This window comes from Micromonospora sp. NPDC049204 (genome assembly GCF_040647935.1).
GTDB lineage: Bacteria > Actinomycetota > Actinomycetes > Mycobacteriales > Micromonosporaceae > Micromonospora.
Window position 1 is genome coordinate 78833 of sequence record NZ_JBEZDC010000011.1, and the last position, 12086, is coordinate 90918.

Annotated in this window: 13 protein-coding genes; 4 read left to right on the top strand and 9 right to left on the bottom strand. The window is 72.1% G+C overall.

Annotated elements, in window-relative coordinates:
* Positions 1-48 precede the first annotated feature (48 nt).
* The 3 genes from AB0A90_RS21285 to rsmD all read right to left on the bottom strand — a co-directional run bounded on the left by AB0A90_RS21285 (position 49) and on the right by rsmD (position 1897).
* Positions 49-546, bottom strand: a complete 498-nt coding sequence (locus tag AB0A90_RS21285) for a hypothetical protein (protein ID WP_355391821.1) — start codon at positions 544-546, stop codon at positions 49-51.
* A gap of 308 nt (positions 547-854) precedes the next feature.
* A complete protein-coding gene (gene coaD, locus AB0A90_RS21290) occupies positions 855-1337 on the bottom strand; it encodes a pantetheine-phosphate adenylyltransferase (RefSeq protein ID WP_357250488.1) in 483 nt (160 codons plus the stop codon).
* Positions 1334-1897, bottom strand: coding sequence for a 16S rRNA (guanine(966)-N(2))-methyltransferase RsmD (gene rsmD / locus AB0A90_RS21295; RefSeq protein WP_357250491.1), 564 nt, complete (start codon positions 1895-1897; stop codon positions 1334-1336). The genes coaD and rsmD overlap by 4 nt, the downstream gene beginning before the upstream one ends.
* A gap of 454 nt (positions 1898-2351) precedes the next feature.
* Here rsmD and AB0A90_RS21300 point away from each other — a divergent pair, with 454 nt between their 5' ends.
* Positions 2352-3389: an LPXTG cell wall anchor domain-containing protein gene (locus AB0A90_RS21300; protein ID WP_357250494.1), complete on the top strand. Its 1038-nt coding sequence runs from the start codon at positions 2352-2354 to the stop codon at positions 3387-3389.
* Positions 3390-3484: 95 nt separating this feature from the next.
* Here the strand turns inward: AB0A90_RS21300 and recG are convergent, their stop codons facing one another.
* Together recG and AB0A90_RS21310 are read right to left on the bottom strand one after the other, a co-directional pair.
* Entirely contained in the window at positions 3485-5734 is a 2250-nt protein-coding gene (recG, locus tag AB0A90_RS21305) for an ATP-dependent DNA helicase RecG (RefSeq protein ID WP_357250496.1), read from the bottom strand.
* Positions 5731-7344: a DAK2 domain-containing protein gene (locus AB0A90_RS21310; RefSeq protein ID WP_357250499.1), complete on the bottom strand. Its 1614-nt coding sequence runs from the start codon at positions 7342-7344 to the stop codon at positions 5731-5733. The genes recG and AB0A90_RS21310 overlap by 4 nt, the downstream gene beginning before the upstream one ends.
* Before the next feature lie 301 nt (positions 7345-7645).
* Between AB0A90_RS21310 and rpmB the strand changes: the two genes are divergently transcribed.
* Entirely contained in the window at positions 7646-7837 is a 192-nt protein-coding gene (gene rpmB, locus AB0A90_RS21315) for a 50S ribosomal protein L28 (protein WP_091671657.1), read from the top strand.
* Between the two features lie 88 nt (positions 7838-7925).
* On the opposite strand, the gene AB0A90_RS21320 is transcribed toward rpmB, so the two are convergent.
* Both AB0A90_RS21320 and AB0A90_RS21325 read right to left on the bottom strand, forming a co-directional pair.
* On the bottom strand, positions 7926-8387 hold the full coding sequence (locus AB0A90_RS21320; RefSeq protein WP_357250502.1) for a GNAT family N-acetyltransferase: 462 nt from the start codon (positions 8385-8387) through the stop codon (positions 7926-7928).
* A 29-nt stretch (positions 8388-8416) separates the two neighbouring features.
* Positions 8417-9406 (bottom strand): thiamine-phosphate kinase, encoded by a 990-nt coding sequence (locus tag AB0A90_RS21325; protein ID WP_357250505.1) that lies wholly within the window; start codon positions 9404-9406, stop codon positions 8417-8419.
* A gap of 96 nt (positions 9407-9502) precedes the next feature.
* On the opposite strand from AB0A90_RS21325, the gene AB0A90_RS21330 reads away from it, so the two are divergent.
* The gene (locus AB0A90_RS21330) at positions 9503-9736 is read left to right on the top strand and encodes an Lrp/AsnC ligand binding domain-containing protein (protein WP_013284547.1); all 234 of its coding nucleotides are present in this window, start codon (positions 9503-9505) and stop codon (positions 9734-9736) included.
* A 9-nt stretch (positions 9737-9745) separates the two neighbouring features.
* Positions 9746-10429 (top strand): DUF3515 family protein, encoded by a 684-nt coding sequence (locus AB0A90_RS21335; protein WP_357250507.1) that lies wholly within the window; start codon positions 9746-9748, stop codon positions 10427-10429.
* A 45-nt stretch (positions 10430-10474) separates the two neighbouring features.
* Here AB0A90_RS21335 and AB0A90_RS21340 read toward each other — a convergent pair whose 3' ends face one another.
* On the bottom strand, positions 10475-11575 hold the full coding sequence (locus tag AB0A90_RS21340) for a D-alanine--D-alanine ligase family protein (RefSeq protein WP_357250510.1): 1101 nt from the start codon (positions 11573-11575) through the stop codon (positions 10475-10477).
* A 195-nt stretch (positions 11576-11770) separates the two neighbouring features.
* The gene (locus tag AB0A90_RS21345) at positions 11771-11989 is read right to left on the bottom strand and encodes a hypothetical protein (RefSeq protein WP_357250513.1); all 219 of its coding nucleotides are present in this window, start codon (positions 11987-11989) and stop codon (positions 11771-11773) included.
* Between the last annotated feature and the right edge of the window lie 97 nt (positions 11990-12086).

Sequence of the window (12086 nt, forward strand, 5' to 3'; positions counted from 1 at the left end):
GAACCGGGGGCGACACCCGGGTGAGAATGTCGGCTGGTGAGGTGCCGCTCAGAAGGGTAGCGGGCGATCCGCCTCATCCCCACCGAAGGTGCCGATCTCCCGTAGGGCGTGCATCTTGTCCCTACCTCGCTCGATCGAGGCCAGCGCCCGGGTGAGGAACTGCTCGAAGTTGGCAAGCGCGGTGTCGACGTAGTCGTCGACCTCCTCACGCAGGCGCTGGGCCTCGGCCCGGGCCTCGGCGATGATCCGGGCACCCTCGTGCTCGGCCGACACGGTGATCTCGTTCACCGAGACCAGGCGGGCGTGTTCTGCCTCACCCTCGCTGATGATCCGGTCCGCCTCACGCTTGCCGGCATCCATGATCTTGTCGCGCTCCTCCAGGAGCGCTGCGGCGCGACGCAGGTCGGCAGGGAGATCGGCGCGCATCTCGTCGAGGGCAGCGATCATCTCACCCCGGTCGACCATGCAGTTGTTGCGCGACATCGGGACGGAGCGGGCCTGCTCCACCATGGCGATCAGTTCGTCGATGCGATCGAGCGGGTCCACCGGTACCTCACTCCTGTCGTTCCTCGGCCGACCTCCATGATGCGGGCTACGGCCGTTCCCCGCGTCATCAATCATGTCGTGCCGGCCCCACACACGCCCCATCCGCCCCAATCCGGCGCGTCGCGACATCGCCACCCCCGCCAAGCCGCCCACGCCCGCGCCCGCCCGCGCCCGCCCACGCCCCGCCGATCTTGCACTTTCTGCCGCGACAATCGGCGCAAACAACCACGATCCGGCGACCGAAACTGCAAGATCGCCGCCCGCGTGGGGGTGGGGTGGGGCTGGGGGTGGGGGTGGGGGTGGGGTGGTTAGGGGTTCGGGCGTAGGCGGGCCTGCAGGGCCTCACGGACCAGGTCGGGTACGTGGGCGGAGATGTCGCCGCCCCACTTCGCCACGTCCTTCACCAGGCTGGAGGAGAGGAACGAGTAGAGCGGGTTGGTCGGCATGAAGAGGGTCTCGACGCCGGCCAGCCCGATGTTCATCTGCGCCATCTGCAACTCGTAGTCGAAGTCGCTGACCGCCCGGAGGCCCTTGATCAGCACACTCGCCTGCTGTGCCCGACAGAAGTCGACAAGCAACCCGCGGAACGACTCGACCCGCACGTTCCCGTACGACGAGGTCACCTCGCGGAGCATGTCGATCCGCTCCTCGACGGAGAACAGGCCACTCTTCGACTGGTTCACCAGGACGCCAACCACCACCTCGTCGAAGAGCCGACTGGCCCGCCCGACGATGTCGAGGTGTCCGTTGGTGACCGGGTCGAACGAACCGGGGCAGACCGCACGTCTCATGATCGGCGACCGTACCAAAGGGTGGTCTCGCCGTACCGGCGACTGCGCTCGGGGGTGATCCCCTCCACCCAGTCGAACTGCCTGGTACGGCTGGACCGCTCCACCACCACCAGCGCGTCGGGCACCAGCCAGCCACCATCGACGAGCGTCGTCAACAGCGAGGTGATCTCCGCGTCCGGCACCGCGTACGGCGGGTCGGCGAAGACCACGTCGTACGGCCCGCCGTCCGGACCGGCGGCCAGCACGGTCGCCACCTTCCCGGCGACCAGGCGAACGGCCGGGCCGGCGCGCAGGGTCGCCACGTTCTCGCGGATCACCCGGGCCGCCCGGGGGTCGGACTCGACGAGCAGGACGTGCCGGGCGCCCCGGGAGAGCGCCTCCAGCCCGACCGCGCCGGAGCCCGCGTACAGGTCGGCGAAGCGGGTGCCGTCGAGGTCGACCTCGGCCTGGACGGCGCTGAACAGCGCCTCGCGGACCCGGTCGGACGTTGGTCGGGTGCCGGCGCCGGGGGGTGCGGCGATCCGCCGCCCGCCGAGCGTCCCGGCGACGATCCGGGTCACCGTCTCCTCCTGTTCATGCCCGCGACGCTACGCGAGTCGACGCCGACCTCGTCCGACACCGCCAGTATCGCCGGGCCGGTGGCTGTCCCCCCGATCTGACCGCCCGACGCCTCGGTGGGGTCTTGACGTGGCCCGTCGGGCCGGAAAGGCCCGGTGACCTCCCTCCGCACCGTTCGGTCCACTGCGGAGCGGCCGATCGAACGACCACACCACTCGTCCTCAGTGATCAATCAACGACCTTCCGTTCATCAAAGATCACGAATCAATTACATTGCCCGATGGCAATGATGAGAACTCCCCTCATTCATGACTCGTCAGTACAGTCACCCTCTGTCCCCGCTTAGCGCGGGGAGCACCCCCGCGTCGCGCGACGTCCCGGTGAGCAGACGACCCACCGGTCGCCCCGTCTCCCGACCTCCCGCGCGCGATCCGTACCCCTCACCAGGAGCAGGCGTTGAACCTCCCCAAGTCTCCGATGCGGCGCGTCGCGGCCATCGCCGCAGGCGCGCTGATCGGCCTCACCGGCGCAGCGACGTTCGCCGGGCCGGCGTCCGCGCACCACACCACCATCAGCGGCACCGCCTGCCTCACCACCAACGGCGTGCACCGCGTTGAGTGGAAGGTCGTCAACAGCGAGCGCGACCTCGAAGCCAAGATCAGCGAGGTGTGGACCCCGTCCGGCACCACCATCAACGGCATCGCCAAGGGCACCAAGATTGCGGCCAACGGCAAGGTTTCCGGCACTCAGCTCACCACCAAGGGCTCCGCGCTCGAGCTGAAGGTCACCGCCAAGTGGATGCGCAACGGTCAGGAGATCACCCACATCGCCTCCGGCACCGCGAAGCTGAGCACGAACTGCACCACGCCGCCGACGGCCACCCCGACGCCGACGAAGCCCACGACCACGCCGACCGTGAAGCCGAGTGCGACGCCGTCGGTGACGCCGAGCGCGACGCCGAGCGCGACCGCGTCGGTGACGCCGAGCGCGACGCCGACCACCACGCCGAGCACTCCGGTCCCGACCAGCCCGGTGCCGACCACGCAGCCGAGCGAGCCCACCGGCCCGCTGGTGCCGGAGGAGCCCAACGCTCCGGTGTTCGAGATCGTCTTCGACTGTGACGAGCTCGTCATCACCGCCGACAACCCGGCCGACGGCATCACCGAGACCGTCGTGCTGACCTCGGAGAAGAACGTCGTCAAGAAGCTCGAGCTGGTCCCGGGCAAGAAGACCGAGGTCTCCTTCGAGGCGTACGAGGGGCTGACCGTCACCCCCAGCGTCGATGGTGAGCAGGCCGACCCGGCCGACGCCGTCAAGTGGGTCAAGCCGGCCAACTGCACCCCGGGCCAGGGTGGCGGCGACAACGACGGGCCGGCGCTGCCGCTGACCGGTGCCGCGACCGGCGGGATCATCGCCGGTGCCGCGGTGCTGCTCGCCGTTGGTGCTGGTCTGTTCGTGATGGCGCGTCGTCGTAAGGTTCGCTTCACCGCCTGAGACAACCCGCTCTGACTAGCAACCGAGGGCGCGTCGACCATCCGGTCGACGCGCCCTCGGTGTGTTCGCCAATCCCCTGCCGCGTGGCGGACGCGTCAGCCCTTCTCCAGGTATTCGGCACGTTCCTCGTCGACCAGAGCGGCGACCGAGGCGGCCAGCGCCGGGTTGCCGGTCAGGTCCGGATCCTCCTCGATCAGGGTGATCGCCTCGGCGCGGGCGTCGCGGATCAGGTCCGCGTCGCGGCGCAGCGACAGCAGCCGCAGGTGGGAACGGTGCCCGGACTGGGTGGCCCCCAGTACGTCGCCCTCGCGGCGCTGCTCCAGATCCAGCTCGGCGAGCGTGAAACCGTCGCTGGTGGACGCCACCGCGTCCAGGCGTTCCCGTGCCGACGAACCCTCGGCCGCCTCGCTGACCAGCAGACAGAGCCCGGCGGCGGCGCCCCGGCCGACCCGGCCCCGGAGCTGGTGCAGTTGGGAGACACCGAACCGGTCGGCGTCCAACACGATCATCACGGTCGCGTTCGGCACGTCCACGCCGACCTCGATCACGGTGGTCGCCACCAGCACGTCCAGGTCACCGGCGGCGAAGGAGCGCATCACCGCGTCCTTCTCGTCGGCCGGCAGGCGGCCGTGCAGCACCCCGATCTTCAGCCCGTGCAGCGGCCCCTCGGCCAGCAGCGGGGCCACCTCGGTCACCGCCAGCGGCGGCCGTCGGCCGTTGTCGTCCTCGGGTGGCGGTTCCTCGTCGCTGGTCGGCCCGAGTTCGAAGTCCGGCGCCTTCGCGTTGGCCGCTCCGGCCCCGGACCTCGAATCCCCGATTCGCGGGCACACCACGTACGCCTGGTGGCCGGCGGTCACCTCCTCGCGCAGCCGACGCCAGGCCCGGTCCAGGTAGGCCGGCTTCTCGGCGGCCGGCACCACGTGCGAGGCGATCGGCGACCGACCCCGGGGCAACTGGGAGAGGGTGGACACCTCCAGGTCGCCGTAGACGGTCATCGCCACCGTGCGCGGGATCGGGGTGGCCGTCATCACCAGCACGTGCGGCGGCTGGTCGGCCTTGGCTCGCAGCGCGTCGCGTTGCTCCACACCGAAGCGGTGCTGCTCGTCGACGACGACCAGGCCGAGGTCGGCGAAGTCGACCCCCTCGTAGAGCAGTGCGTGGGTGCCGAGCACGATGCCGGCGGCGCCACTGGCCACCTCGCCGAGCGCCCGCCGCCGCGCCGCCGCCCCGAGCGAGCCGGTGACCAGCTCGACCCGGGTGGCGTGCTCCGCGGACCCGAGTTCCCCGGCCCGCCCCAACGGCCCGAGCAGGTCGAGCATGCCGCGGTGGTGCTGGGCGGCCAGCACCTCGGTGGGCGCCAGCAGAGCCGCCTGCCCGCCCGCGTCGACCACCTGGAGCATCGCCCGCAACGCCACCACCGTCTTGCCCGAGCCCACCTCACCCTGCAACAACCGGTGCATCGGGTGCGGGTTGGCCAGATCCCCGGCGATCTCCACGCCGACGTCACGCTGACCGTCCGTCAGCTCGTACGGCAGTCGGGCGTCGAAGGCGTCCAGCAGCCCGCCCGGGCGGGCCTCGCGGGCCTTCGCCGGCCAGTCGGCCGCCCGGTGCTTGCGCTGCACAAGCGTCACCTGGACGGCGAACGCCTCGTCCCACTTGAGCCGCCGCCGCGCCCGGTGCAGAGCCTCCTTGCTGGACGGCCGGTGGATCTCCGTCAAGGCGGTGCCCAGCCCGACCAGCTTGCGGCTGGCCCGCACGCCGTCCGGCAGCGGATCGTCCGGCGGGGTGAACGTGTCCAGCACGACCCGCACACAACGCGCGATCACCCAGGTCGGCACGGCCGCGGCGGCCGGGTAGACGGGGATCAGCGCACCGGCGAACTCCTCGATCTCGTCGCTGGCCGCCACCTCGCCGTCTCCACCGTCACCGAGCAGGACGTACTCCGGGCCGTTGAGCTGCCGCTTGCCCCGGAACTCGGTGACCTTGCCGGCGAACAGCCCCCACCGGCCGGGGCGCAGCTCCCGCTCACGCCACGCCTGGTTGCCGAAGAAGGTCAACGTCAGCAGCCCACCGGAGCCGTCACCGACGGTCACCTCCAGTAGGTTGCCCCGTCGCTGCCGCATCGGGCGGACGGCGGTGCGCTGCACCTGGGCCAGCACGGTGACCTGCTCGCCGACGTCCAACGAGCGGATGTCGGTGTGCTCGCCCCGCTCGTCGTAGCGACGCGGGAAGTGGTAGACGAGGTCACCCGCCGTGTGCAGATCGAGGTGCGCGGCCAGCGCCTTGGCTGTCTTGTCCCCGACCAGCTTCTTCAGCGGAGTGTCGACGGTGGCTGGTTCGGTCATTCGATCCCTACCAGGAGCGGATAGAACGGCTGGCCGCCCGGGTACGCGTGCACCTCGACGAACGGCCAACGTCGCGCGACGTGCGCGCGGACGGCATCGGTGAGCCCGGCCGGGGCGTCCACCCCGGACAGCAGGGTGACCATCTCGCCACCGCCGCCGAGCATCCGGTCGACCACGGCGGCGCAGGTGTCGGTGAGGTCGGTGCCGATCAGGTGCACCTCCCCCTCGACCAGCGCCAGCACATCGCCCGGACGGCACGGGCCGGCCACGGTCAGCGCCTCGCGCCCGGCGTGGCAGACCTCGGCGTAACGGCAGGCCCCGGCGGCCTCGGCCATCGCGATCACGTCGTCCTCGAAGCGGCGGTCGCCGTCCCGGACGGCAAGGGCGGCCAGCGCCTGCACCGGCGAGCGGGTCGGCACCACGCTCACCGTGATGCCGTGCCGACGGGCCTCGCGGGCTGCCGCGTTCGCCACCGCTTCCGTGTCGGGGTCGTTGGGCAGGACCACCACCCGGGCCGCGCCGGTGCCGCGGATCGCGTCGAGCAGCTCGCCCGTGGAGGGGTTGCCCGGCACCACGCTGGCGCCCTCCGCGGCGAACAGCTCGGCGATGCCGCCGCCGGTGGCCACCACCACCGCGGCCCGGCCGTCCGAGACCGGGCCGCGGGGCGGCTCCGGTTGGTCGGCGAACCGGGTCACCGAGATCCGGTACGGGCGGCCGGCCGCGACGCCCGCCTCGACCGCCGCGCCCACGTCGTTGACGTGCACATGCACGTTCCAGGTGCTCTCCGGCTCACGCCCGTCGCCGACGACGACAAGCGAATCCCCCAGTGCGTCGAGCGCTCGCCGCATCCCGGCCACCGCCTCGGACCGGGCATCGAGCAGGAACTGCACCTCGTAGGCGTACTCGTCGGAACCGGTCTCCCGGGCGACGGTGGCCGCCGGACGGGCGGTGCGCGGCGATGGTGCCGGCTGGCCGGCGCTCTCCCCGGTCAGCACCTCGACCAGGGCGTCGAGCAGCACGCACAGCCCTCGCCCACCCGCGTCGACCACACCGGCCTGGGCCAGCGCCGGCAGCTGCTCCGGGGTCCGGGCGAGGGCCTCGGCCGCCGCCCGCGCGGCGACCTGGGCCACCGCCACCAGGTCGTCGCTGTCCGCCCGGTCGGCCGCGGCGGCGGCCGCCGCGACCACGGTGAGCAGGGTGCCCTCGACCGGCCGGGCAACCGCGGTGTACGCGGCGGCGGCGCCGGACCGCAGCGCGGCGGCCAACTCCCGGCCGCGCACCGCCGGGGCCACGGCGACCTCGTCGGCGAAACCTCGCAGGATCTGCGACAGGATCACCCCGGAGTTGCCCCGTGCGCCGAGCAACGCGCCCTGGGCCATCAGCCGCAGCGCGTGCCCGTGCGCCGTCGGGCCGCTGTCGGGGAGGGTGTCCAGATCCATCGCGAGGGCCTGCTGGGCGGAGGTGAGGGTGAGCACCAGGTTGGTGCCGGTGTCGCCGTCGGGCACCGGATAGACGTTGAGCTGGTCGATCTCGCCCTGGTGACGCTTCAGCGCGGCCAACCCACCCGCGCACCAACGGCGCACCGCGGCGGCGTCGAGGGTGTCCAGCACGGCCAGAAGCCTACTGGCGCGCACCGACACGCGCCGGGCTCGTCCGGCGTGTCCGGTTGCCCCCGCGCACGGCAGGCCCACCCCCGGCCCGGAGGGACGGGATCCGCCCTCCAGGTACAGTTGCCGCCGGAACCACCGCCGTCACCCGGCGGGCCGACCACCGCCCACTCGCGGAGGAGCGGCCGTTTCACCGGGCCAGGGCGGTTGGTCACCTCGGCGGGACATCGGGTAGGCTGACGCGGTTGCCCGTGCAGCACCTCTGCCGACAACCTCATGAACGTTTCAATCCCAGGAGTATCCCGTGGCTAGCGTGTGCGACGTCTGTGGCAAGGGGCCGGGCTTCGGCCACAACGTGCCCTGGTCCAAGAAGAAGACCAACCGCCGCTGGAACCCGAACATCCAGTCGGTGCGCACCCCGGCCGGTGGCGGCAACACCAAGAAGCTGCAGGTCTGCACCTCGTGCATCAAGGCCGGCAAGGTCACCCGCGCCTGACGCGGCGGCACCACACACTTCTCGTACGGCTCAGCCGGCGGACCCTGAGGTCCGCCGGCTCTGTCGTGTGCCCGCCACCCGCCGCCGGTCAGAGTGTGCGGCCGAACGAGACGCAGCCCTCCGAGTCCTTGTAGAAGCCGAAGTTCGGGATCCGCTCGTAACCGGCGGAGCCGTACATGGCGATCGCCTCGGGCTGCTTGTCGCCGCACTCCAGGACCACCCGCTTGCGGCCCTGGTCGCGGGCCGAACGTTCGACGGCAGCCAGCACCGCCCGAGCCACGCCCCGCCCCCGCGCCGCCGGGGCCGTGTACATCCGCTTCAGCTCCGCGGTGTCCGCCCCGTGGCTGCGCCAGCCACCGCAGCCGACCGGCTCGCCGGCCAGGTAGGCGACGAGGAACGCGCCGTCGGGCGGCTCGAACTCGGTCGCGTCGACCGGGGTGTCGTCACCGGAGCCCCCGTAGCGGACCGCGAGGTCGCCCAGCGCGGCGTTGATCAACTGCTGCGCCACCGGTGCGTCGAACCGCACGGTCCGAATCTCAATCTCACTCACGGTACCCAGAATACGACCGGCGCCGGGCGTCACCGGAAGTGGTCCCAGCCGGCCGGGCCCTCGTGGGGCGCGCCGTCGACCGTCACACCAACACCGTCCGTGACCATCCCGATCGGCCGCCAGTCCGACGGCAGCACCACCGCCGGCGGGAAGGTCGCGGCCAGCGCGTGGTCGTCGCCACCGGCGAGGATCCAGGTGTACGGGTCGACGCCGAGCGCCCGCGCCGCGTCGGCCATCTGCCGGGGCACCTCGAACGCGTCGCGGCGCACGTCGATCGCGACGCCGCTGGCCGCCGCCACGTGCCCGAGGTCGGCGAGCAGCCCGTCCGACACGTCGATCATCGCGGTGGCGCCGAGCCGGGCGGCCTGCGGGCCGGCCGGGTAGGGCACCTGCGGCCGCCGGTACGCCTCGACCAGCAGCCGGGGAGTGCGGAAGCCCCGGGTGAGCACGGTCAGCCCGGCTGCCGCGTACCCGGTGCGCCCGGCCAGGGCGAGCACGTCCCCGGGTCGGGCACCGGAGCGCAGCACGGGCGGGCGGCCCGCGAGGTCGCCCAGCGCCGTGACCGCGACGGTCAGGGTGGGGCTGGCCGACATGTCGCCGCCGACGACGCTCGCGCCGACGGTGGCCGCCTCGGCGGAGAGGCCGTCGGCCAACTCCTCCGCCCAGCCGGTGTCCAGGTCCGCAGGCATGCAGAGGGCGACCAGCAGGGCGGTCGGGGTGGCACCCATCGCCGCGATGTCGGCCAGGTTGGCCGCCGCCGCCCGGTGTCCGACGTCACGGGCGGAGGACCAGTCCCGCCGGAAGTGCCGTCCGTCGACCAGAACGTCGGTGGAGGCCGCCACCCGCCCGTCCGGCGCGGCCACCACCGCCGCGTCGTCGCCCGGGCCGAGCAGCGTCGTCGGTCCGTACGTCAGCCGGGCGGTGATCTTGCTAATCAGCCCGAACTCCCCGATCCCGGACACGCTGGCGCCGCCGCCGGCGTTCCGCCCGTTCCGCCCGGCCCCGCCGTGCTCGCTCACCGCTGCTCCTTGACGACCGATAGGGATCAGACCTGGTCCGTAAGGTAGTTTCACCCTTCGGGCCGCTCCCGGGCGGCGACGGACGGAGGTCTAGTCGTGGTACAGGCGTACATCCTCATCCAGACCGAGGTGGGCCGCGCACGTGACGTGGCGGGTCTCATCGCGGACCTCGCCGGCGTGGTGCGCGTCGACGCCGTCACCGGTCCGTACGACGTGGTCGTCCTCACCGAGGCGAACACCGTCGACGAACTCGGCAAACTCATTGTCAGCAAGGTGCAGATGGTGCCTGGCATCACCCGCACCCTCACGTGTTCGGTGGTGCGGCTGTAGGTGGACGAGATGACGAACTCCTCCGCTGCTCTGGACGACGACGGCGCGCGCGACGAGTCCGACGGGACACCCGAGCCGGCTGACGGTACCGGTGCGTCGGCCGACCCGGCCGCCGCCGCGCCGGCCGGGCGGGACCGGACCATCCGGGGCGCCGCTCTGCTGGCCACGTTGATCGCGCTGCCGATCACGCTGCTGGTGGCCGTGTTGGCCTTCACCAAGCTCACCCCGGACGCACCGGCCGCCACGCCGTCGCCGTCCGCGACCACCGCCCAAGTGCAGTCCACCGCACCGGTGGAGATGGCCGCCCCGGCGCTGGCCGCCCGCCCGGCGACGGTCTGCCGAGCTCTGCTCTCCCAGTTGCCGACGAGCATCCGCGACCTGGCCCAGCGGCCGGTCACCGCCGGCCCGGAGCAGAACGCGGCGTACGGCGACCCCGCGCTCACCGTGGCCTGCGGGGGCACCGAGCCGACCTTCCCCGCCACCGACGAGGTCTGGACGGTCAACCGGGTCTGCTGGCACCTGACCGAGCAGGGCGAGCAGACGGTGCTCACCACCGTCGACCGCGAGACGTCGATCGAGGTACGGGTCCCGCAGGCGTACGCGCAGCCGTTGCAGTGGGTGCCGTCGATCTCCAGCACGATCGTGGCGAGCGTGCCCTCCGGCGGCGCCATCCCGTCCGGCTGCCAACGCTGAGCTGGCCCCCCACGCCGACCGAGCCGCGTGGGGGGACCGGGTGGCTCAGTGCAGGCCGACGCCGCGCCGCTGGGCGGTACGGATCAGCCGGTTGACCAGCTTTGGGTACTCCAGGCCGGAAGCCGCCCACATCCGCGGGAACATCGACGTCGGGGTGAACCCGGGCATCGTGTTGATCTCGTTGAGATAGACGTCCAGCTCGGGGGTGACGAAGAAGTCGGCCCGGGCCAGGCCGGCGCAGTCCAGCGCGGTGAATGCGCGGACCGCGTACTCCTGCACCTGGCGGGTCACCCGCTCCGGCAGTTCGGCCGGGATGTCGTACTCGCAGGAGTCGTCGAGGTACTTCGCCTCGAAGTCGTAGAAGTCGTGGTCCGCGACGACCCGCACCTCGGCCAGCACGGACGCCTCGGGCGTGCCACCGGCCTCGCCCTCCAGCACGCCGCACTCGATCTCACGGCCGACGATCGCGGACTCGATGATGACCTTCGGGTCGAACTGCCGGGCGGCGGCGACCGCGGTGTCCAGATCCGCCCAGTCGGTGACCTTGCTGACTCCGAAGGACGATCCGGCCCGGGACGGCTTGACGAAGACCGGCAGGCCGAGCCGCTCCTTGTCCTGCTCGCTGAGTGTCATCCCGCTGCGCAGCACGGCGTACGTGCCGACCGGGATGCCCTCGACGGCGCAGAGCTTCTTGGTGAACTCCTTGTCCATGGCGGCGGCGGAGGCGAAGACGTTCGCCCCGACGTAGGGGATGCCGGCCATCTCCAGCATTCCCTGGATGGTGCCGTCCTCGCCGTACGCGCCGTGCAGCACCGGGAAGACCACGTCGACGTCGGCCAGCACCCGGGGGCCCTCGGTCGGGTCGAGCACCATCAGTCCGTTGCCGGTCGGGTCGGCACGCAACACGATGTCGTCCCCGGAGTCGGCGGTGATCTCCGGCAGCCGACGGGCGTCGATCGCGAGCTGGGCTGGGTCTCCGCTGGTCAGCACCCACTGGCCGGCTCGGGTGATGCCGACCGGCACCACCTCGAACTCGTCCGGGTCGAGCGCGCCGAACACGCTGCCGGCGCTGACGCAGGAGATGCCGTGCTCCGGGCTGCGGCCGCCGAAGACGATCGCCACGCGGGTTTTGCCTGGGGTGGTCACTCCGGTCACCTCTTCGTACGCGACTGGGGCTGGTCGTGCTCGCCGATGGCGCTCACCCGGTTGACCTTACTGTGCGTGGCGATGGGACGAGGCGATACCCGGCGAGCCACAGCGCGACACGGCGATCGGTCAGCAGAGCATATACGGTGCGTGATCGGACTATTGCCCTGCGCTGGACGGGTGGCCGGTACGTGGTCAGTCGCGGGAGTGCCGGCGGCCGACCGCGATCACCTTCACCCGCTGCCGACCGGCGCGCACCATCCCCAGCGCCATGAACGCTCCGGCGATCCGGTCGGCGGCCTCTCGGCTGCTGGCGCCGACCACCTGCCGCCGCCGCTCGGGCACGGTCCGCTCGTCGCGGTCGACACCCTCGACCGGACGTACGTCGGTGAGCACCACCAGGAAGCGGGTCATCGGCGGCCGACCGGGTGAACGGCACAGGACTCCGGAACGGTACGCACGTCGTCGTCTCCTTCCGGTGGGCCGGGATGGCGCGGCACGCGACGATCGG

What these genes read in the sequence shown, in the direction of transcription:
- recG (WP_357250496.1), bottom strand. Translation starts at nt 5,734, where the DNA reads ATGACCGAACCAGCCACCGTCGACACTCCGCTGAAGAAGCTGGTCGGG.
- AB0A90_RS21335 (WP_357250507.1), top strand. Translation starts at nt 9,746, where the DNA reads ATGACGAACTCCTCCGCTGCTCTGGACGACGACGGCGCGCGCGACGAG.
- AB0A90_RS21345 (WP_357250513.1), bottom strand. Translation starts at nt 11,989, where the DNA reads ATGACCCGCTTCCTGGTGGTGCTCACCGACGTACGTCCGGTCGAGGGT.
- coaD (WP_357250488.1), bottom strand. Translation starts at nt 1,337, where the DNA reads ATGAGACGTGCGGTCTGCCCCGGTTCGTTCGACCCGGTCACCAACGGA.